Origin of the sequence: Roseobacter sp., from assembly GCF_045106495.1 — a bacterium.
In the GTDB taxonomy this organism is placed as follows: Bacteria; Pseudomonadota; Alphaproteobacteria; order Rhodobacterales; family Rhodobacteraceae; genus Roseobacter.
On sequence record NZ_JBGCEQ010000054.1, the window covers coordinates 15,326 to 36,591 of the forward strand.

Below are 21,266 nucleotides of genomic sequence, written 5' to 3' on the forward strand. Positions count from 1 at the left end.
ATCACAATGAGGCAAAGGGGTACAATTATGCTGACACCCGATACGCCGGCCACACCACTCGACAGAAAGCCGCCGACAAGTGAGCTTGTCAGTGACTATTTGTCCCGCGCCATACACGAGCACCGTCTGTCTCCCGGCACAAAACTTGGTGAGGATGAATTGGCCGAAATCTACGGTGTTTCTCGCACAATCATCCGCACAGCGCTGCAGTCCTTGGCGCACTGCCAACTTGTTGAAACGCATCGAAATCGCGGAGCGTTCGTTGCCAAGCCAACACCCGACGAGGCGCGCGAGGTGTTCGAAGCTCGTGCGCTGCTCGAGCCGCGAACTGCAAAGTCCGCCGCCCTGAAAGCGACAAAAGACGACATCGCGTTTCTTGAACAGCACATCGATATGGAGCATGAAGCCCTTTCTGCAGGTGATCGAGGGCGCGCGCTATTTCTATCAGGTCAGTTGCACGTGCATATCGCACGCATAGCGGACCAGGCCACGATTGCCAGTTTCATTGAAACGTTAATCGCACGCTCTTCCTTGATTGTTGCGCTTTATTGGAAACAGGAAAGTGCTCTGTGCGATCGCCACGCACATCATGGTTTGGTTTCAGCCATCGAGAACAACGATGCAGCTCAAGCTGAGGAAATCATGAGCCGCCATATCACAGACCTTCACGCGGCACTGGATTTGCGAAAGGCGACTACGCAAACCGCATCGCTCAAAGACATTCTCGGGTAGGGCGGATGACAGCTGCAAAAAAGCGACATTCCTTGCAACGAAACTAGGCGTTTGGACTACTTGGCGTGAAGCACGATTTAGAAGGACTGGCGAAGTCGTGAATATGACTGCTTGGCTAGGCCAGGTGACATCGAGCAGGTTCCGATGTCTTTAATAACCTACAAGGGAACAGGTCTCATGGATGCAGACGCTAGTCACGTGACGTTTCAACTGATCGGTCAGGTCTGCAGCCCGGACTTTCCTGAATGGATGGAACGTCATGCCCGCAAACTGGATGTCGTTTTCGAGATCACGGAAGCGTCGTCAGGAATGATGACTGTAAAGGCCGAGGGAGAAGATGAAATGCTGGAAGCTTTTGCACTGGCCTGTAGTCTGGGGCCCAAGAGCGTTTGTGTGAGCAGCTTGAATATGGCTGGCACCTGAAATTGACTAACTTCTCAGCAATGCTTTGTTTTACACCCAACCTCGGGTGGAATGTGCACAGAAATTGGTCAGATGCCTTGATGTTCAACTTTTTGCTCCATTAGGTTCGGAGCTGGATAATTGGGGGTTTTGTGGACTGGGTCGCTGTCGGATTGCGCACAGATATACCAGCCGGTACGGTCGCGCCGCGCCGGGTAGGGGACGTGGATCTGGCCGTGTGGTGCAGTGCATCGGGCGTTTTTCATGCCTGGGGTGATCGCTGTCCGCACCGCGGTATGCGCTTGTCGCATGGGTTCGTGCGGGGTGAAACGCTGGCATGCATCTACCACGGTTGGCAGTACGATGAGTCGGGGTCCTGTGCGTACATTCCGGCCCATCCGATTTTGACGCCGCCTAAAACGATCTGCGCCCAAGATTATGCCTGTATGGAAGTGGATGGGATGGTCTGGATCGCTTTGCAGCCCACATCTGAGGCACCGCCGTCTCTGGGGGGACGCCTGCCTGTTCGATCCTTGGAGGTTGCTACTTCCGCCGAAGTTTTGGCCTCCAAGTTGAAATGCACGCCTGCGTCGGTGATTGTTGTCGGAGGGGTTTTTGATTTGGCGCTTGCACTACAGCCAAGAGGCAACACGAGCTGCATGCTCCATGCCCTGGCCAACCCCGATCAGGATCTGAAACAGGTTTCGCGCCATTTGGAAAAAATGCGCAAAGAGCTAGAGGAAAACACATGACGCCCGCCGTTGACAATCATTGGTATCCGGTTGGCTTGCTGTCGGGCATTGATACGGCGCGCCAAACTTTGCTGTTGGGGTGCCCCATAACTGTGGGTCGCGATGGCACGAAGTACTGGGTCGAGGATCAGGCTGGGAAAAGTCTGTCGACGGTTGAGCGGTTCGGCCACCTCTGGACGAGCCCAGGCCAGCCGAAATGTGATCTTTTCACGATCCCTGAGGCGAACACGCCGGGTCGTCAATTGGTCGACGTAGGTTCGGTGCGCGTGAAATGTTCGCCCCTGCGCGCGGTTGAGAACTTTTTGGACATCGCGCATTTTCCTTTTGTGCATACCGACATTCTGGGGGCCGAACCGCATACCGAAGTGTCGCGCTATGAGGTGGATATCCGCGAGGAGGAAGATGAGGTTTGGGCGACCAAAGTGAAATTCTTCCAGCCACAGGCCGCGAAATCAGCCGCCGCGGGCATCACCACCGAGTACATGTACCGGGTGCCAGCGCCAACTTGCGCAGTACTCTATAAAACCTGCCCGCCGCGTCCTGGGGAGTGGGATGTGATCACCCTTTTTGTTCAACCTCTGACAGAGGAATGGTGCGAGGTCTGGCCTTGGATGGCGCTCTATGATGACGAAAGCACAATGGCGGAAATGGTCAGTTTCCAGCAGCTGATCTTCATGCAGGACCGGTCGATCCTGGAAAACCAGATCCCCCGAAAGCTGCCGCTTGATCCTGGCATGGAAGTGCCAACGCAAGCGGATATGACATCTGTTGCCTATCGGCGCTGGCTCAAACGGATCGGCTATTCCTATGGTGCGCAGCTGGTGGCGGCATGATCCTTTACGACTACGTCCTCAGCGCCAGTTGCTACAAGGTACGTCTGCTGGCGGCTCTTCTGGGCAAGCGGCTGACATTACACGCTGTGATTTTCCATCCTGCACGAGAGCATCAATCGCCCGAAATGTTAGCGTTGAACCCCGCCGGAACCTTGCCGATCTTGTGCGACGGTGAACGGGTGCTGACAGAGAGCGCGGATATGCTGGCGCATTTGACAAAGGACGCGCCGACATGGAGGGGAGACGACGCGGCATGGCTGTCTTTTGCGCAGGATCTGAACGCAAGCCTCGGCCTCGCACGGTTGCACGACATCCTGAGCTACGATGCGGATATCGAGGCTGTGAGGCGCACGGGTGTGAAACAGCTGCGCCAGCTTGAAGAACACCTGACGGAACAGCGGTTTGACAACCACATCTTTCTGACGGGCGCCACTCCTACCATTGCGGACATCGCGTGTTTTCCAAATGTGGCGCTGGCCCCTGACGGTGGCGTCAGCCTTGACGTTTACCCATCTATTCGGCTGTGGATGCGCGCCATTAGGTCTCTGCCCGGGTTTATCGAAATGCCAGGCATCCACCGCTTGCACGAACTAGAGGTAAGCCGATGAGCGCGGTGCTGTTCAAAGGCTGCGACGCTATTGTCACCTCTGCTTCCGAAGCGGTGCTTTGGGGCCAGGACATTCTGTGTGACAACGGCGTGATTTTAGAAATCGGCCCGGATCTAAGCCAATCGGCACCAGCAGGGGTGGAGGTCATCGATGGCGCGGGGTTTTTTGTCTACCCGGGGCTTGTGAACACACACCACCACTTTTTTCAGTGTTTCGTACGCAACCGAGAGGAGCTGGATTGGACACGTTATTCTGTAATCGAATGGCTGGACCGGATTTACCCGATCTTTTCACGGCTGACCGAGGATTGTTTTTACTACAGCTCCGTGGTGGCGATGGCCGAGTTGATCAAGCACGGCTGCACCACGGCCTTTGATCATCAGTATTGCTTTCCGCGCCATGCCGGATCGCGCATCATTGACCGCCAGTTCGAAGCGGCAGAACTCATGGGCATGCGTTTTCATGCAGGGCGCGGGGGCAATACCCTGCCAAAGTCCAAAGGCAGCACCATTCCAGATGAGATGCTGGAGACCACCGACGCCTTCATCGCCGATTGCGAGCGGGTAATCGACGCCTACCACGACGCCGCGCCTCTCGCGATGCGGCAGGTTGCTGTGGCACCGTGCCAGCCGGTGAATTGCTATCGCGACACTTTTGTTCAATCCGTAGTCCTGGCGCGCGACAAGGGCGTAATCCTGCACAGTCATGTGGGCGAAGGTGAAAGCCCGGTGATTGAAGAGATCCATGGGATGCGGACGGTCGACTATTGCGAAGCGCTTGGTTTTGCGGGTCCTGATACGTTTTACGCCCATGGATGGGAGTTGTCGCGCACTGAGCTTGCCCAAATGGCCGCCTCTGGTACGGGGGTGTCGCATTGCCCGGAACCCGTCTATTTGGTGGGCGCCGAGGTGACTGATATCCCGGCCATGGAGGCCTTGGGCCTGCGTTTGGGGCTGGGTTGTGACGGGGCCGCGTCAAACGACAATTCCAACCTCATGCACTGCGTGCATTCGTCCTACATGTTGCAATGTCTTGCCGCTCAAAGCCGCGTAGACCCGGTGCCAAAACCCGCGCGATTTCTGTCCTACGCGACGGAGGGTGGGGCGTCGTTGCTCGGGCGCTCTGACATCGGTGCTTTACGGGTGGGCATGGCAGCAGATCTCTTTGCGATCGATACACGCAAACTGGATTATGTGGGCACGCGTCACGATCCGATCAGCTTGATTGCCAAAGTCGGTATCGGCGCGCCTGTGGATCTGACGATGATCAATGGGCGCGTTGTCTGGCGCGATGGTGCCTTTCCACATCTTGACGAAGGCGCGCTTTTTGCCGCCGCCGAAGCAACACTTCACACAATACTGCCAAACACAGAGGGACTTTAAATGTCACAAAACGTCAAACGCCGCTCATTCTTAAAAGCCTCGCTCGCGGCCACCACAGCCATTGCGCTGCCGATGCGCGCACTGACCCAAGACACGCTGAAAATGGGGGTGGTTTTGCCCTCGCCGGAGGCAGATGTCGGCTGGTCGCACACGCTGATGGAAGGGGTGCGCAGTGTGCAAGAAGCGTATGGTGACAAGATCGAAGTCACCGTGCTGGAAAACATTGCTGAAGGCCCCGATGCCGACAGGATCGCCAACGGGCTGGTCAATGAAGGCAATACCGTTCTTTTGCTTGGGTCCTTCGGGTACCAGAATGGCGGGATCCAGATCGCCAAGCGTCGCCGGGATGTATCGATTATCCACGCTTCCGGTTTCCTTACAGAACCAAACTTTGCGCCATTCACCGCGAAATACTGGCAAGGTACATATCTGATGGGGATGGCGGCCGCGTCGCTGACCAAATCGAAAAAGCTGGGTTGCGTCGGTGCCTTTGCAATCCCGGAACTGATTACCTCGATCAATGCTTTCATGCTGGGGGCGCAATCGGTTGATCCTGAGATTGAAATGAGCGTTGTCTGGGTCAACAGTTGGTTTGATCCGGCCTCGGAACAAGAAGCCGCCAAGGCCCTGATATCGCAAGACGCTGATGTGATTTTCTCCAATGCACAAGACACGCCATCCGTCATAGCCGTGGCTGAAGAGGCCGGTATTTACGCATGGAATCTGAACTCCTCGATGAAGAGCTATGCGCCGGAGAAATACTTAGGCGTTGTGGGCACAGATTGGGGTCCTCATTTCAAGAGCTTGGTGGATGCCCATGTCGCCGGGGCCTATCCGGGCGAGAATTTCTGGCTCGGGATGGAAGACGACATCGTCTACACCGCCGATTGGAACCCGGACATTCCGGCAGATGTCATCGCCATGATCGAAGAACGGCAAGCCGCCATACGTGACGGTAGTTTTGTGGTCTTCGAGGGCCCTCTGGCGGATCAGTCCGGCGTGGAGCGGGTCGCGGACGGTGTGGCCATGACAGATGGCGAAATCATCAGCATGGATTGGCATGTCGCGGGTGTGACCACGCCGCTGCCCTCGTGACGCTTCCCGCAATCCTGAGCCTGTCCGGGATATCAAAGCGGTACGGTACTGTTCAGGCCAACACGTCGATCGATCTGAGCGTCAAGCAAGGGTCGATCCACGCTGTTCTGGGAGAAAACGGCGCGGGCAAGTCAACGCTGATGAAACTGATCTACGGTGTGGAACGCCCGGACGAGGGCATCATCCGATGGAATGGCAAACCGGTGCAATTGTATCGGCCGTCTGATGCTCAGGCGCTGGGGATCGGCATGGTGTTTCAGCACTTCTCTTTGTTCGAGACACTGAATGTCGTGCAAAATGTCTCGCTTTTGGTGCCGGGAACGCTTTCTGAACTATCACATAAAATCAGCGATTTAGGGTCCAGGTTCGGGCTGGCGGTAGACCCGACTGCCATGGTTCACACCCTGTCAGTGGGAGAACGCCAACGCGTGGAGATCATCCGCTGCCTGCTGCTGGATCCCAAGCTTCTCATCCTGGATGAACCGACATCCGTCCTGCCTCCGCAAAGCGTGCGTTTGTTGTTTGAGACCCTGCGGAGGCTGCAGGCGAATGGCACCGCGATCCTCTTTATCTCGCATAAACTGGAAGAAATACGTGAGCTTTGCGATGAAGCCACGGTTTTGCGAGGCGGAGAGGTTACCGGTCGCGTCGACCCACGCGCACATGACGCACGCGCGCTGGCACAGATGATGATCGGGCGCGAGATGCCCTCGCTGGCGGCCAAAAACAAAAAGACGCCGGGCGATTTGCGACTTCAAGTAAAGGCGCTCACCCATCCGCGTGCCACCCAATTCGGAACCACTCTTGAGGCGATCAACCTGAACCTGCATGCGAGGCAACTCATTGGCATTGCTGGGATTTCAGGGAACGGCCAACAGGAGCTGGCAGCGTTGATCTCAGGGGAATTGCGCGCGTCGCATTCGGATATGATCTCTATTATGGGGCAATCCGCAGGGCGTATGGGCCCGCGTGAGCGCCGGGATCTCGGCTTTACCTGTGTGCCCGAAGAACGTCTGGGGCGCGGGGCTGTCCCCGAAATGTCTCTGGCCGACAACAGTCTCTTGACGGCACATCGTCAAGGCATGGTGCGGGCGGGCTTTATCAAACGTCAGATCGAGCGCGCCTTCACCAAACGCTGCATCGCGGAATTCGACGTGCGCACGCCGGGGCCGGAAACGGAAGCAGGGGCTTTGTCAGGTGGCAATTTGCAAAAATTCATTCTGGGTCGAGAAATCATGTTGTCACCCGATGTGATGATGGTCTCCCAACCAACATGGGGAGTTGATATCGGCGCCGCCACGGCCATCCGTCGACGGTTGCTCGACATGCGCGACGCGGGTGCGGCCATACTCTTGATTTCGGAAGAACTCGAAGAGCTCTTCGAGATTTGCGACATCCTGCATGTTCTGCATGAAGGGCGGTTGTCAGCCGCGTTGCCAGTGGCTGAAACTTCCATGGAAGAAGTGGGTGCCTATATGATCGGTGCTGTCGCGTGAAGCTGCGAATGATCCGGCGTGACGCAGCCTCGCGGCTGGCGATGCTCGGTGCGCCGGTTTTGGCTCTTATTTTGACATGCCTGACCAGCTTGATCTTGTTCTCTTTTTTAGGAATCCCGGCGGGCAAGGCGCTGCACGCGCTCTTGTTGAAACCATTCCTGAGTTGGTACAGCTTTTCAGAAGTCCTGCTCAAGATGGCACCCTTGCTTCTTATCGCTCAAGGGCTTGCGATCGGTTTTCGCGCGAATGTTTTCAATATCGGTGCGGAGGGCCAATTTATCATCGGCGCGATCTGCGCCTCTGCATTTCCAGTGTTTTTCCCCGATGGCAATTTACCCCTGATGCTGCTCGCGATGATCCTGGCGGGTGGGCTTGGAGGCATGGCCTATGCGGGCATCGCTGCCGGGCTGCGCACCCGGTTTGGTGCGTCGGAAATTCTTGTCACTCTGATGTTGAGCCTGATTGCGGCGCAAGTGCTGAATTACCTGCTGCTGGGTCCCTGGAAGGATCCGCGCGGTTTCAATTTTCCGCAAACCGTGATGTTCCCGGAAAACGCTTTGCTACCCTTGCTCTTTGAAGGGGTGCGCCCAAACATCTCGTTGATCTTTGCATTGATCGCCAGCGCCTTCGCCTACCTGATGATGGAGCATCATTTTCGTGGCTTCCAGTTGCGTACTGCCGGGTTGGCGCCCAAGGCCGCGCGTTATGCGGGCTTTAGCGCACCACGTATGATCTGGCTCAGTCTGGCGCTCGGCGGGCTTGCTGCGGGGATCGCAGGCGCCAGCGAGGTGGCGGGACCCCTGGGCCAATTGCAGCGCTCCGTGGCAACGGGTTATGGTTATGCGGCCATCATCGTGGCCTATGTCGGCGGGCTACGCCCTTTGGGTATCATTGCATCAAGCTTCCTGATCTCGGTTCTCTACATTGGCGGCGACAGCGCCACAGTGTCGGCAGGTCTGCCCGTGGCCGCCGTCGAGGTTTTTCAGGGCATGTTACTGAGTTTCTATCTGCTTACTTTTACATTGATCCGCTTTCAGATTCGGATCGAACGCGAGTCGCCCGCATGAGTGCATTCGAGTTTCTTCTGGCCGGGACGCTGGCCGCCGCCTTGCCGTTGCTGTTTGCAGCATTGGGCGAGATGGTCGTCGAGAAGACGGGCCTTTTGAACCTCGGCCTCGAAGGCATGATGGCCATCGGTGCGGCCATCGCGTTCATCTGCGTTTATCATTCCGGATCACGCGGGCTTGGCTTTCTGGCAGCAGCCTTGGTGGGTGCCTTGCTATCCATGGTTTTCGCATTTCTGGTCATCATCGTGCGCGCCAACGAGGTTGCGGCAGGATTGGCCATTGGGGTTCTGGGCCTCGGTTTATCGGCTCTTTTCGGCAAGACCTATGAAAGCTTGACCATCACGGGATTACCCAAGCTGGGCCTACCAGGGTTGTCCGAAATTCCCGTCATTGGTCCAACGCTTTTGACCCAGGACATTGTTGTCTGGCTGGCGGTGATCGGAACAGGCGCATTGTGGTATGTTTTGAACAAGACTAAACTGGGCCTGATCATCACGGCCGTTGGCGAAAACCCGGAAGCCGCGCGCGCGATCGGATATCCGGTCGGTGCCATCCGCGCGGCAGCCGTGGCCTTTGGGGGCGGCATGTGTGGCGTTGCTGGCGCCTATGCTTCCACTGTCTACACACCTCTTTGGGCAGACGGCATGATCGCGGGTCGCGGCTGGATCGCGCTGGCGTTGGTGGTGTTCGGTACCTGGAAAACCGGACGTGTGGCCTTTGGCGCATTGCTCTTTGGCGTCTTGTCATTGGGCGAATTGACCGCTCAGGCTGCTGGCGTTGCCATCCCGTCTCAGGTCTTGTCGAGTTTGCCCTATGTTGTGACAGTCTTGATGCTTGTGGTGATTTCCAACAACCGCCGCCGATCAGGCGCGCAGATATGAAAAACCAGTCATCTTCCAAGTGAATGGAGCCTTGTGTCTTCAACCCAATGACGACAAAGTTGCCGCAGTCAAAAAAGCAGCAGGCAAGTTTCATGACAGACACGAGAAAAGTTTCGGCGTATTTTGCAAAACCTATCGCATGGGTAGCGGTCGTTCTTTTTGCTTCTTGCATTTTGGTGGTTTCAGCGCAGGCTCAGCAAGGCGAGGCTCAAGCGCCAAAAGTTGTGATTTCAGCGGCTTACAGTAAAGAAATCACGCGCGAGACAACCTTTGTCGGACGCGGTGAAGCCTCTGCTCAAACGGACCTTGTGGCCCGCGTCACGGGTACGGTCACCAAAATTGTGGTAGAGGACGGGGTCGCCGTCGAAGAGGGCGATCTCATTTTTGAAATCGAGCCTGACAGCTATGTGGCGACCGTCGCTGCCGAACAGGCCTCTCTGGAACGCACAAAAGCCAATTTGAAGCTGGCTGAAATCGAGCTGGACCGAAAGCAGGAACTTCTGAACCGGGACGTTATCGCTGAGTCTGAGCTGGACATCGCCTTGGCAAATGCTGCGGTCGCAAAAGCGGACGTTGGGGCGGCGGAAGCAGCCTTGCAAAAAGCCAAACTTGATCTGGAACGCACAGAAATCAGAGCGCCTTTCTCCGGGCGCATCGGTAAATCCGCCGTCAGTCTCGGTGCGCTTGTCGGTCCTTCGACAGGTGCCTTGGCAACATTGGTGCGACAGTCGCCAATGTACGTCACTTTTTCGCTGTCCGAACCGCAATTGCTGCGGGTTGTCGAACAGCTTGACACCGGAATGCAGGAACTGCTGGCAAACGACGAAACGCCAAATGTCTTTGTCGTTCTGCCGGGGGGAGAGACCCTGGATGAGGCCGGTGAGATTGTTTTTATTGACAACAGAATTGATCCTACGACCGGGACAATTGCCGTGCGGGCCGTATTTGAAAATACCCGCCAGTTGATCCTGGACGGCAGCTTTGTGTCGGTCGTGATCGAAGCCCTGGAACCGACCTTGAGTATTCTTGTGCCGCAAAATGCAGTGCAGCGGGATCAACGCGGTGATTTTGTGTTGGTGGTTACGGATCGGCAACTTGTTGAACAACGGTACGTGGTGCTGGGACCGCAGATCGAAACAGATGTGATTGTGGCTGACGGGCTGAGAGATGGCGAAAGTGTCGTTGTCGAAGGTCTGCAGCGGGTGAGACCTGGCGTTGAGGTCAATGCTGTCCTTGCCGGCACAACCGAAGGGAACTGAGGTTATGCTGTCCACCGTCTTCATCAACCGGCCGAAAATGGCCATCGTCATTTCGACGGTTCTGACCCTGATGGGAATGATTGCCTATTTGGTTATTCCGGTTGAGCAATTCCCAAACATTACGCCTCCAGTGGTGAATGTGACGGCCTCCTACACCGGGGCTGACGCAGAAACGGTCGAGAATACCGTGGCCGCGCCCATTGAAGCCGAAGTCAACGGCGTGGAAGACATGATTTACATGTCCTCAGACAGTTCGGATTCCGGAAACTACACCCTGTCTGTCACCTTTGGCGTTGGCACAGATCCGACAATTGCGACGGTAAACGTCCAAAACCGGGTGACACAAGCGACCTCCGGGCTGCCAAGCGAGGTGATCTCGACCGGTGTCGTGACGGAAAAATCCTCGACGAGCATGCTGCTCGTTGCCACCCTGTTTTCCCCAAACGATACCTATGACGAGGTTTTCCTGTCCAACTACGCGTCGATCAATATCAAGGATGCGTTGGCCCGGGTGCCCGGTGTCGGTAAGGCTGAAGTGATGACGGATTTTGCCTATTCCATGCGCTTGTGGATGGATCCCGACAGGATGACTGGCCTCGGTGTAGCACCTGCAGATGTCATTTCAGCGATCAACGAACAGAACTTGACTGTCTCCGCCGGGCAGATCGGCGCGCCGCCCGTATCGAGCGGTCAGCAGTTTCAATATGCCGTGACGGCGCAGGGTCGGTTGTCAACCGTCGAAGAGTTTGAGAACATCATCATTCGCACAGGGGAAGCTGGCAGCGTTTTGAGAGTGCGTGACGTGGCGCGCGTCGAACTCGGGTCGAGCTACTACGGCGTGACCGGGCGTTACCAGGAAAACCCGGCCACTGTGCTTGCCGTTTATCAGGCGCCGGGCGAAAATGCGCTGGCCGTGGCGGCAGGCGTCTATGCAGAACTTGAGCGTTTGTCGCGGGCTTTTCCCGAAGATATGACCTACGAAGTGCCCTTCGACAGCACAAACTTTGTAGAGCAATCGTTGAATGACGTGGTCTCTACACTCATCCTCACGTTCATCTTGGTGATTTCGGTTGTCTTTGTCTTTCTGGGCAGTTTCCGCGCCACTGTGATCCCGACGATTGCGATCCCGGTTTCCCTGATCGGCACCTTTGCTTTTCTTCTTTTGATGGGAATGACGCTAAACACCATCTCCCTCTTTGCTCTGGTGCTGGCCATTGGCATCGTGGTCGATGACGCCATCGTGGTTGTTGAGAACGTGGAACGTCTTATCGCGGAGGAGGGGCTCAGCCCCCGAGATGCCACCGCCAAGGCAATGACCCAAATCACCACGCCGGTGATTGCAACCACCCTTGTCTTGTTGGCGGTTTTTGTTCCGGTGACCTTCATGCCGGGTATATCCGGCCAACTCTTTTCGCAATTTGCGGTGACCATTTCTGTGGCGGTTGTCATTTCTTCGATTAACGCGCTGACATTGTCTCCGGCGCTCTGCGCGCTGGTGCTCAAACCGCGTTCGGGACCGCCGAAAGGGGTGTTGGCCGTTTTTGAAAAAGGCGTGGATGGCGGGCGGAACGCATATGCAGGTATTGTGCGACGCTTGATCCGCTTGCCGATCCTGGGTCTCGTAATTCTGATCGTGCTTGGCATAGGCTCGGGCTCGATGGTCGGCTCTTTGCCAAAAGGGTTCCTGCCGCTGGAAGACAACGGGTATCTCTTTGTCGACGTCCAACTGCCTGATGCCGCGGCCTTGCAACGCACCGAGACAGTAGCAGATCGCCTCAACACCCAAATTTCGGCATTGCCTGGCGTGGCCAATACGGTTCAGGTGCGCGGATTTGGATTGTTGAATGGCACGGGTTCAAACAGCGCGATGATCATCGTCAACCTGGTGCCTTGGGACGAACGACAGACCCCTGAATTGAGCGCTGATGGCATTCTGGGGCAGATCTATCAGATCGCGGGTCAGGAGGTTTCTGCAAATGTCATTGCCTTCAGCCCTCCGCCCATTACCGGGTTGGGCGTAAGTGCCGGTGTCGAGATGAAGGTTCAGCAAACTGGCGGCGGCGCTGCATCAGATCTTTCCGCGGCCGTGGGCTCCCTGGTATACGCGGCCAATCAGCGACCTGAGATCGCGCAGGCCTACACCACGTTCAGCGCGAATGTGCCCAAAATATTCGTCGATCTCGACCGCGAAAAATCCCAGACGCTGGGTGTCCCGGTCAGCGATGTTTTTCTGACCCTACAAGCCCATCTTGGATCCATCTATGTGAATGACCTCAACCTTTTTGGTAAAGTCTACCAGGTCATGATCCAGGCCGAGGGTGATTTCCGCGACAACATTGATGACATCGGGCGATTGCATGTGCGCTCCGCCGATGGCGCAATGGTGCCACTTTCGACCTTGATCGACGTAGAAAAAGTCCTCGGTCCCGTGCTGCTCAATCGCTACAATCTGTTCCGTGCGGCAACTGTCACAGCCGTACCGGCACGTGGGTATTCCACTGGTGATGCCATCGCTGTGCTCCAGGATGAGGCGGTGACGGCGCTGCCTCCGGGTTATGGGTATGAATGGACTGGCACGGCCCAACAGCAATTGAGCGCGGGTAACACAGTTGTTTTCATTTTGGCTGCGGCCATTGTTTTGGCTTATCTGTTTCTTGTGGCGCAGTATGAAAGCTGGACGATGCCGCTGGGTATTCTGCTTTCCGTCACGATCGCATTGTTTGGGGCTTTGGCTGCGGTGCTTGTGACTGCGGGTGATGTTAATCTCTATACGCAGATCGGGATGATCATGCTCATTGGACTCGCATCCAAAAACGCCATTTTGATTGTTGAGTTTGCGATGGAGCAACGCGCGAGGGGTGCTTCGATCCGGGACGCTGCCCTGGAAGCCGCGCGTCAGAGGTTTCGTGCTGTCATGATGACAGCCTTGTCGTTTCTCCTGGGTGTGGTTCCCTTGTTGGCGGCGTCGGGGGCGGGGGCAGCCAGCCAGAAAGCCATCGGCATCGCTGTTTTCGGCGGAATGCTTTGTGCAACCGTAATAGGCGTGATCATCGTACCGGTACTTTACGTTTTGCTGCAATCGATGCGCGAACGCATCAAAGCATTTTTCAACCGCTCTGTTGAAAATCGATCTGCGTGAGAACGTCAAAACCGTCCACAGAGAAACCCGAAAAAAGTACCGGGAATTGGTTGGTAGACCCCTAAAATGGCGGCTCGAAACGCCATTGTTTGAGGTAGTTGACCAACCAGTCCTCCGCTAAAGGCTTGCTTCGGCACTTTGTTTGCCAAAGCGAACTGCACGACCGCTTTCTTGCCAACGTCGGCTTTTATCTCGCATCTGGTTTTCTCAGGAACCACACTTGTTCAACCGGATACAGTTTAGCCCACTCGGCTGGAATGCCGGCTCTGACATCACGCGCGTCCTGAGGTGCGTAGAGTTCTAGGTAATTGTCCACAACAAAGCCGATCTCTGTGAAAAGCTTGAACCAATCCGCGATGGTGAGATTAAAGCTTATTCCGCTTGGATCGAACTCAACCTCAGTCCAGTCCGCGCCCCACATTCCGCGATAAGGTCGATGTACAATTGTGTCGCAAGGCGCGCCGTTCAGCGGTGTGCAGATCAGAGACAATGGGTGGTTTCCAAGAAAGACCAGCCTGCCTCCCGGACGTAGCAGGCGCCAAGCCTCGGTCAGCCAAAGCTCCGGTTGGCACCAAATTGCCGCGCCGTATTCTGAGATCGCAAAGTCAAAGGAGCCGTGTGCGAGGCCTGTGGCCTCGGCGTTACCTTCCAGAAAGATAATCGCTGCACCATGAAGCTCCGCCAAGCGCCGGGCGGTGGAAAGCTGGGCGGACGAAATGTCGATGGCGGTGACACGCGCGCCACGGCGCACCATCCATCCCGATACATAGCCCGTACCGCATCCCAATTCGATGGCGTCCATCCCGGAAAGATCCTTGGGAAGCAGGTTGAGCTGTGCCTCTGGAACGCCCCAGTTGCCCCATTCCGGTTCCTTGGCATTCCACAGACGTTCGCCAGTCTCGACCCAATTGATCGCATCGTCGTCCCAAGTGCCCCGATTGATGGCCAGATAGTCGCGTTTCATTGGTTTTTCCAATCCTATTTGTTCTTTGCGTGTATCTTCGACCCGACAATAGGCACGAAGGCAACTTGCACGCATTGGGCGTTTTGGATCAAACCCCGATACGCATCTGTTCGATTCAGGCCACATCAGTGCCAAAAGCAGCATACGTACCCATGGGTGGTCTTGCCTAGGCGCGTAGGGTCCAGACCCAGGGTTCCCATCAGCGGGAACAACACAAGGCTCTGCCTGATGGCAAGGGCACTGGTGCCAGCGTGGTTTCAAAGTGTTCGAAACCACTGACCTTTGCGGGTCGCAGTGTTCAATTGCTATTCCCGGTTCCATCATAAAATAGCATGGGAAAGAGTGCAAAAGCGGCCCGCAAGAACCAAAATTTTGACTATGCCACCTTGCGACAAGTTGCGATCGTTGCAGGCGGCAAAAATACCTTCGCTTCAATGACGAAAACGACGGGATCCCCAGCGCCGAACAAATTCTGAGTTAACCGTCACAGCTGGTTCTTGGTCGGCTCAAAAGCGGTTGCGCCAAACCTGGGAAACTACGCGCCATGCGGATCGCATCCCCTTACGTCACTATCAGTGAAGCAACAGCCCGGCCTTGATCGACCAGAGCGGCAAGGGTAGAATTAGTCAACGTTTTGATAGGACAACTCCTTGCATTTATTGAACTATTGCGCCTGAACAAAGATTGCATCCTGGATCAGCGCACATTGGTTGGGACCGGCAATACCGTCCGATTTAGCGCTAGCTGGAAACGGTGGTGGCAGGCTTTCATCCGAACAGCCGCCCCGGTACGAGGTAAGCATGGAGGCGGCGATCTCCTCGATCAGCGGCCCGTGGTCATTCAGAACCAGATGGATTTCCGCTTTCCGGGGATCGGGGACATCCTGATCATACCAGCCGTTTGGGACCGCACCTGCAGGCAGATACGCTGCGAAACTGGCCGTTCCATCCGCAGCGTTGATCGCGCCATCGGCATAAACGATCTGCGTGCCAACTTCGTCGGCGCGCCCGATCACATCTTCGGCCGGGCATGGCGTTGCGTAGCAGGCCTCGGGAATCGTCATGATGACCCACCATGCGGTGGTCACATGACCTGGAACCAATTCTCGCGTATACACCGACATCCGCACGCCTCTTGAGTTGGCTTCTAGCTTCGCGATTGTATCGGCAATAGGCTGCGCGGGCTGCGTTTCGGTCGCCATATGCTCCATACCGTGCGACATTTCACCAGCGGTTGCTGTCCCAATCGTCAGGCAAATCGAGAACGTTGCCGCCAGAGCAACTCTGGCGGAGGTCTGGTAAGGTAACATGTCAGTCTCCTTTGTTGTGTGTGCGTTGGGTGGGGCCGTGACTGCCGCGTGGCGGCGCTGGAGTAATGTTCTGATTTACACGGAACATGTTGTTCGGATCGTACCGGTGTTTGATCCCGCGAAGACGATCCAAATGGTGCTGGTATGCAGCGCTCACGCCATCCTCTTCTGCGATGAAATTGACATAAGCGCCGGGTGCAGCATGCGCCGCGATCCGGCTTGATGCGTGTTTCAGCCATCTGATCATTTCAGCGTCTTGTCCTGCATCGTGCCAACGCACACCTGGCGTCGAGATGAAGGATACATCCCGATGGGCAAAGGCAGTTGCATCTGCAGATAAATCTTGTACCGCGCCGCCCAGTTGGCAGATCAGCAATTCTGATTCCGGCGTGGGCAATTTCGATGCCAGGTTCACCAGCATAGAGATCAGATCAGATGTCAGTTCTATGTGGTTGTGGGTGCGCCAGTAATTGCGCGCACCAAATGCGTATGCGTTATCGAGAAAACTCTGCGCTTCCATGTACGGGCGCACTGCCAGCGCGCATCCCAAGGGCTGCACCCCGCCGTAGAGCGGTGCAAGGTCCGCCTGTGCTTGTTTCAGGGTTCCGGTATGAAACTGCATGAGTATCAGCACTTTTTGCCCATGCCATTGCGCTGGAAGTGCAGGAGTGGGTGGCGCTGTCATCAGGTTGGCCCAGACACAGGCGTTTCTGGTCAGGTTGTTCGAGTGCTGAGCATAGGACCTCAAAACGGTTTCAGCATTTTCAAGATCAAAGAAAGTTGGCCCAAACGTCACATTTGGCCCTACTGGATGCGCGCGGAATTCAAACGCAGTCACAACACCGAAATTGCCACCACCGCCTCTCAGAGCCCAAAACAGATCGGTGTTTTGGCTGTCCGAGACTTCGACGCTTTGCCCGTCGGCCAAAACCACTTTTGCCGAAAGCAGATTGTCGATGCTTAGCCCGTGCCTGCGCGCGAGCCACCCGATCCCGCCACCCAGTGTGAGCCCACCCACACCCGTCGAGGACACAACACCGCCTGCGACCGCAAGCCCATGCTCCTGAGTCGCGGCATCAATATCTGCGAATGTCGCCCCGCCCGCGACCCAGGCACGGCGGTTTTCTGCATTGACAGTGACTTGCCGCATATCTGACAGGTCCAACATGACTAGATCCTCGCCCACAGCGGTGCCAGCAATATTGTGGCCACCGCCACGAACCGAAACCGCGCTACCCAGTTGCGACACCTGTGCAATCACCCGCTGAACGTCGGCTGTCGTCTTGCAGGCGCAGATCATGGACGGGTAACGGTCAATCGTGTCGTTCCAGACCTTTCTGCGCGTTTCATATTCTGCGCTTCCTCGCAAAATCGCAATTTTGCCAAGGGCAGAGCTCAAGTCATAATGGTCGTCCGGAGCCATGATGATATCTCCATTCCGTTGCGCTGGAGTCTAAAGTCGCAATTTCGGCGACGATTTAAACTAAGAAATCTGCAGCACTCCATATTCTGTAGTTGAATGGGATCGAAGTTTGCCCGACTTTGGTGGCCATCAAGATAATTCAACGGGATCTCTCTAATGCCCTACAAAGGATACGGACAATACTGCCCTTTTGCCCTCGCTGCAGAGCTGCTTTGCGAACGCTGGACCTTGCTCGTTATAAGCCGGGTCATTGACGGCTGTACCCGTTTCAATGAAATTCACCGCGGCGTTCCGAAGATTTCGGCGACGTTACTCAGCCAGCGCCTCAAGCAATTAGAACAGGGCGGGCTGATTACGCGGCGGCCGCTGGAAAACGAACGCGGCTATTCCTACGAGCTGACCAATGCTGGACGCGATCTCGATCCGATTATTATGAGCCTTGCTGTATGGGGGCAAAAGTGGTCCCGCGACATGGAACACGAAGACCTGGACCCCGCCTTTTTGGCCTGGAGTATGCACACAAGGCTGAATGTCGAAGCGATGCCGGAAGAGCGAACGGTTATGGAATTTGCGTTCAGCGGATATCAAAAAAGCATTTTCCGATTTTGGCTTGTCGTAGAGAAAGGGCAAGCGGATATGTGTCTCAAGTATCCCGGATACGACTCAGACGTTGTGGTTCATGCCGAAATCCGGCGCTTTATAGAGGCCTGGCGCGGGTTCCGCGATCTTCGACAGGAGATATCCGCAGGCCACATTCGTCTTGACGGCCCGCGCGAGGTGCAAAAGGCGCTTCCGGATTGGCTGATGCTGAGTGCGCTGTCCCCCTTTCCGCGCGAGGTGGGGCGCGAAGCACGTATCGGCAATAATGAGCAAACAACGGAGACCGTTTAATTCGTCTAAGAAGCAGGAACTCTAGGAGATTTTGAACAGGACGCCAGCCAATGAACTTACTATCAAAGTTCTTGAACAAATTGTTCAACATTCCGGCTAACACGCCTTTCTGACGACGACAAGGTGAGTCAGGGCCGCTGCGAGAACGTATTCGGATGTCGGCTGAAACTTACGCTTTGGGTTTTCAATTTGACCACACTTGCCCCCCAAGCTTGCAATGAATGGTCGGCAATGAGTGTGCCACGCGATGTCACCGAAGATACTTGCGCGATAATTCGTGACGACAGCCATTCTCTCGATGGTCAGTGGGAAACAAACCTGGAGGACTGCAGGCACATTCTTTTAGGGTACAAGCTTACTGGGTTGCAAAGCTTGGCGATGCCTACTGCAGAACGTACGACAGTTCCGAAGAGCACCACGTATATTTCCTAGCATCAGCCTGCCTGTTATCGGAGCCGGATGTCCGAGATCTCGTAAAGTCCGGAAAATAGGCAGAAGAAATAGCTGCAAAATTCGGGACGTCTCCTGAATTGGCGGAATATTGAAAAAAGCGCTTCGGATTGTGGAAAGTTATCACAACCGATCAATTGGCCTGAAAAGGTGAGGTAAGGCCCGTACTGACAACGCTTGTTCTAACTGGAAGGCTATGAAAGCCGCATGTCTGGTCTCGAAAAGCTGCATTGCAGCGCAAACGATCTTGGTAAACTTTTACTCTGGGTGGGCGGCGACGTTTGGACCACGCTCTTTGCGTCAGTTAAGCGATGAATTGATCGGCCTGGCCAATAAATTCAGTGGGTTAAGTGTCGTTGTGGGCACTATGTGCGCAACGTGAAATCGACTTCTGGCGTGCTCTGTCGTGGGCTCGGCGGTTATGCGGATCTTATCCACGTAAACGCAAGTTGACAGGCGAGTGTTGCTCTGGATCAATGCGCCCAAAAACCAGTGGTACCTTAGGGTCAGGAAACAGACAGGAATGCTTAATGGCCAACTCAAGTGGCGCGTCTGAGGTGAAAGTAAGTGGCGGCAACCCAAAGCCAACTGCGCCTGCCGTGCATAGAGAACTTGCGGCTTTGCGCGTTCTTGGCACGTCAGTTACGCAAGTGAGTGCGGTCAAATCTGCCGCCGAAGGCGACTTGGGTATCAAGCTTGATCTCATAACGCTGGATGGGGCCGCCGCCCAGCAACGTGGAGCGTTGCTGCCAAAGAGTTTTGACATTTATGATCAATGGTTTCACGACTTGGATCTGATCTGGCCCACAGGCTCCCTACAGCCCTTGCAAATCAATCGCCTGGCGCGCTGGAATGAAATTAATGATCTTCCCAAAACGGGCCGCCTTAGCACAGAACACGTGCGCCTGGCGGGCGCTGATCCGTCACATCAGCTTTACGTGCAATTGGATGGTGGGTTGAGCAACGTGCCAACCGAGCGGATTAGCATGCTGCCAACGGTTCACAATGCCGATGGATTTGCCCTTCTAGGGAATGAAGATGCAGAGAGTTGGGGGGCATTGCTTGATCCCAAATACGCAGGTCGGGTCATTTTGCAATCTGACCCCGCGATTGGTGCATTTGACATGTTGCTTGCGTTACAGGCAACGGGTCAAATGCGCCCCGCCAACATGGCGGATTTGTCTTTGGCGGAAATAGACACTTTGATTGCCCATCTGTCGAAATTGCGTTCCGCGGGGCAATTTCACCGGATTTGGAATGATGAATCAGAGGCGATTGAGGCGATGATGCAAGGGGCGCCAATGATTGGTTCACTTTGGTGGTCAGGCGGAATTCGTCTAAAGGCGGAAGGTATTCCCGTGCGCATGATTGTACCAACGGAAGGGTGTCGTGGCTGGTTCGGTGGTCTTTCTTTGGCAGCGCATCTGGATGGACGTGAACGTGATGCGGCGTATGAATATTTGAACTGGTGGTTAGACGGCACGCCGGGGGCGATCCTTGCACGAAACGGTGCCTACATGGCGAACCACTCTGCCGTTCGTGAGAAACTGGGCGCAGAGGAATGGGCGTTTTGGTATGAGGGGACCCCAGCTAAGGTTCCGATCCGTGACCCCTTGGGCCGCGAGATTTATGCGGTAGGTGAAAAGCGCGAAGGGGGCAGCTATTACGAGCGAATGAGCAAAGTCGTTGTCTGGGATTCCGTCATGACCGAACACAACTACCTCATGCGTAGATGGGCGCATGCGATCAACCAATGAGCAACGCCTCAGTCAGACACGCGGCGTAGGTAATCTGGCAATTCGGGTTCTGGAAAGACCGAAAACGCCATTAGCCGTTTACGTGTGCGCTCGGCAGACAGATTCAGGTGTTCTTCCAAAGCATTTGCGGCTGCGTTCCAGGAACCGCGAATGAGGAACTCAAGCACAACGCAGTGTTCCATCAGTGCAAGCGAAAAAGGTTTGGTTCCAACGGTTTCGGCGAAAACTTGATTGACGGAAAGCGCGATCTGGCTTTGATGTATCATGCGACGCAGGTGGGGATTGGGACTCTTTGACAGCAAGGTGATATGCAAGTCGGTCTCAAGACGGTTTAAGTCGCTGAGGGTGATATCATCAGTGGTTTTCATAGCGGAGCGCGCTCGCACTTGCATGTCCGAAACAAGGTCTTGCGATAGAAGTGGCGCGCTGTCCAATAAGGCCAGAGGTTCAAGTCTGGCTCGAATAGCAAAGTAATGTGCCACATCCTGTGCTGTTAGCGGCCCGACTACCCAATGAGACCGCAAATCTTTACGAAGCAGACCACGATCCTGAAAGCGTGACAGCAACTCACGGATGATGGTTCTACTGACGTCAAAATGGTCTGCCGCAGCCTGTTCGTTGACGCGGTAAAGCCCGAAGGGTAGCGCTTGAGCGATGGATGCCTCGAAAGTCCGCGCGATGCGTTGGGAAGCCATTGGTTGAGGACGTTGGACGAGTTCCTTGTCCAGACCCAGCATCTGGTGAGTAACAACGATACGCTTGGGCTCACGTGCACCGGTAACGATGAAGCCACGCCCTTCGAAACGTTCAAGAAGCCCCATGTCTT

The 21,266-nt window shown here is 55.5% G+C and carries 18 protein-coding genes; 14 read left to right on the plus strand and 4 right to left on the minus strand.

Features of this window, described 5'->3' with window-relative positions; translation table 11 throughout:
* Positions 1–27 precede the first annotated feature (27 nt).
* The 12 genes from AB8B75_RS21035 to AB8B75_RS21090 all read left to right on the plus strand — a co-directional run bounded on the left by AB8B75_RS21035 (position 28) and on the right by AB8B75_RS21090 (position 13,646).
* A complete protein-coding gene (locus tag AB8B75_RS21035; protein WP_405365010.1) occupies positions 28–732 on the plus strand; it encodes a GntR family transcriptional regulator in 705 nt (234 codons plus the stop codon).
* Positions 733–876: 144 nt separating this feature from the next.
* Positions 877–1,155 carry a hypothetical protein gene (locus tag AB8B75_RS21040; RefSeq protein ID WP_405365012.1) on the plus strand — a complete coding sequence of 93 codons (279 nt, stop codon included), beginning with the start codon at positions 877–879 and terminating at the stop codon, positions 1,153–1,155.
* A 131-nt stretch (positions 1,156–1,286) separates the two neighbouring features.
* Positions 1,287–1,886 carry a Rieske 2Fe-2S domain-containing protein gene (locus AB8B75_RS21045; RefSeq protein WP_405365014.1) on the plus strand — a complete coding sequence of 200 codons (600 nt, stop codon included), beginning with the start codon at positions 1,287–1,289 and terminating at the stop codon, positions 1,884–1,886.
* Entirely contained in the window at positions 1,883–2,719 is an 837-nt protein-coding gene (locus tag AB8B75_RS21050) for an aromatic ring-hydroxylating dioxygenase subunit alpha (protein ID WP_405365016.1), read from the plus strand. Before AB8B75_RS21045 ends, AB8B75_RS21050 begins: the two co-directional genes overlap by 4 nt.
* Complete coding sequence (locus AB8B75_RS21055; RefSeq protein ID WP_405365018.1) at positions 2,716–3,327, plus strand: glutathione S-transferase family protein; 612 nt, start codon at positions 2,716–2,718, stop codon at positions 3,325–3,327. Before AB8B75_RS21050 ends, AB8B75_RS21055 begins: the two co-directional genes overlap by 4 nt.
* The gene (locus AB8B75_RS21060; protein WP_405365020.1) at positions 3,324–4,709 is read left to right on the plus strand and encodes an amidohydrolase; all 1,386 of its coding nucleotides are present in this window, start codon (positions 3,324–3,326) and stop codon (positions 4,707–4,709) included. The genes AB8B75_RS21055 and AB8B75_RS21060 overlap by 4 nt, the downstream gene beginning before the upstream one ends.
* Positions 4,710–5,804 (plus strand): BMP family ABC transporter substrate-binding protein, encoded by a 1,095-nt coding sequence (locus AB8B75_RS21065; RefSeq protein ID WP_405365022.1) that lies wholly within the window; start codon positions 4,710–4,712, stop codon positions 5,802–5,804.
* Positions 5,801–7,300: an ABC transporter ATP-binding protein gene (locus AB8B75_RS21070; protein WP_405365024.1), complete on the plus strand. Its 1,500-nt coding sequence runs from the start codon at positions 5,801–5,803 to the stop codon at positions 7,298–7,300. Before AB8B75_RS21065 ends, AB8B75_RS21070 begins: the two co-directional genes overlap by 4 nt.
* An 8-nt stretch (positions 7,301–7,308) precedes the next feature.
* A complete protein-coding gene (locus tag AB8B75_RS21075) occupies positions 7,309–8,367 on the plus strand; it encodes an ABC transporter permease (protein WP_405365026.1) in 1,059 nt (352 codons plus the stop codon).
* Positions 8,364–9,248, plus strand: a complete 885-nt coding sequence (locus tag AB8B75_RS21080) for an ABC transporter permease (RefSeq protein ID WP_405365028.1) — start codon at positions 8,364–8,366, stop codon at positions 9,246–9,248. Before AB8B75_RS21075 ends, AB8B75_RS21080 begins: the two co-directional genes overlap by 4 nt.
* A gap of 92 nt (positions 9,249–9,340) precedes the next feature.
* Positions 9,341–10,507 carry an efflux RND transporter periplasmic adaptor subunit gene (locus AB8B75_RS21085; RefSeq protein ID WP_405365030.1) on the plus strand — a complete coding sequence of 389 codons (1,167 nt, stop codon included), beginning with the start codon at positions 9,341–9,343 and terminating at the stop codon, positions 10,505–10,507.
* A gap of 4 nt (positions 10,508–10,511) precedes the next feature.
* The gene (locus AB8B75_RS21090; protein ID WP_405365032.1) at positions 10,512–13,646 is read left to right on the plus strand and encodes an efflux RND transporter permease subunit; all 3,135 of its coding nucleotides are present in this window, start codon (positions 10,512–10,514) and stop codon (positions 13,644–13,646) included.
* A gap of 187 nt (positions 13,647–13,833) precedes the next feature.
* On the opposite strand, the gene AB8B75_RS21095 is transcribed toward AB8B75_RS21090, so the two are convergent.
* The 3 genes from AB8B75_RS21095 to AB8B75_RS21105 form a co-directional block, all read right to left on the minus strand.
* Positions 13,834–14,610, minus strand: coding sequence for a class I SAM-dependent methyltransferase (locus tag AB8B75_RS21095; RefSeq protein WP_405365034.1), 777 nt, complete (start codon positions 14,608–14,610; stop codon positions 13,834–13,836).
* A 664-nt stretch (positions 14,611–15,274) separates the two neighbouring features.
* Positions 15,275–15,919 (minus strand): hypothetical protein, encoded by a 645-nt coding sequence (locus AB8B75_RS21100; protein WP_405365035.1) that lies wholly within the window; start codon positions 15,917–15,919, stop codon positions 15,275–15,277.
* 1 nt (position 15,920) lies between these two features.
* Complete coding sequence (locus AB8B75_RS21105; RefSeq protein WP_405365037.1) at positions 15,921–17,342, minus strand: FAD-binding oxidoreductase; 1,422 nt, start codon at positions 17,340–17,342, stop codon at positions 15,921–15,923.
* A 156-nt stretch (positions 17,343–17,498) separates the two neighbouring features.
* Between AB8B75_RS21105 and AB8B75_RS21110 the strand changes: the two genes are divergently transcribed.
* Together AB8B75_RS21110 and AB8B75_RS21115 are read left to right on the plus strand one after the other, a co-directional pair.
* Positions 17,499–18,233 (plus strand): winged helix-turn-helix transcriptional regulator, encoded by a 735-nt coding sequence (locus tag AB8B75_RS21110; RefSeq protein ID WP_405365039.1) that lies wholly within the window; start codon positions 17,499–17,501, stop codon positions 18,231–18,233.
* A gap of 980 nt (positions 18,234–19,213) precedes the next feature.
* A complete protein-coding gene (locus AB8B75_RS21115) occupies positions 19,214–20,440 on the plus strand; it encodes a PotD/PotF family extracellular solute-binding protein (protein WP_405365041.1) in 1,227 nt (408 codons plus the stop codon).
* A gap of 8 nt (positions 20,441–20,448) precedes the next feature.
* Here AB8B75_RS21115 and AB8B75_RS21120 read toward each other — a convergent pair.
* Positions 20,449–21,266: GntR family transcriptional regulator (locus AB8B75_RS21120; RefSeq protein WP_405365043.1), on the minus strand; the 818-nt coding region annotated here is incomplete at its 5' end.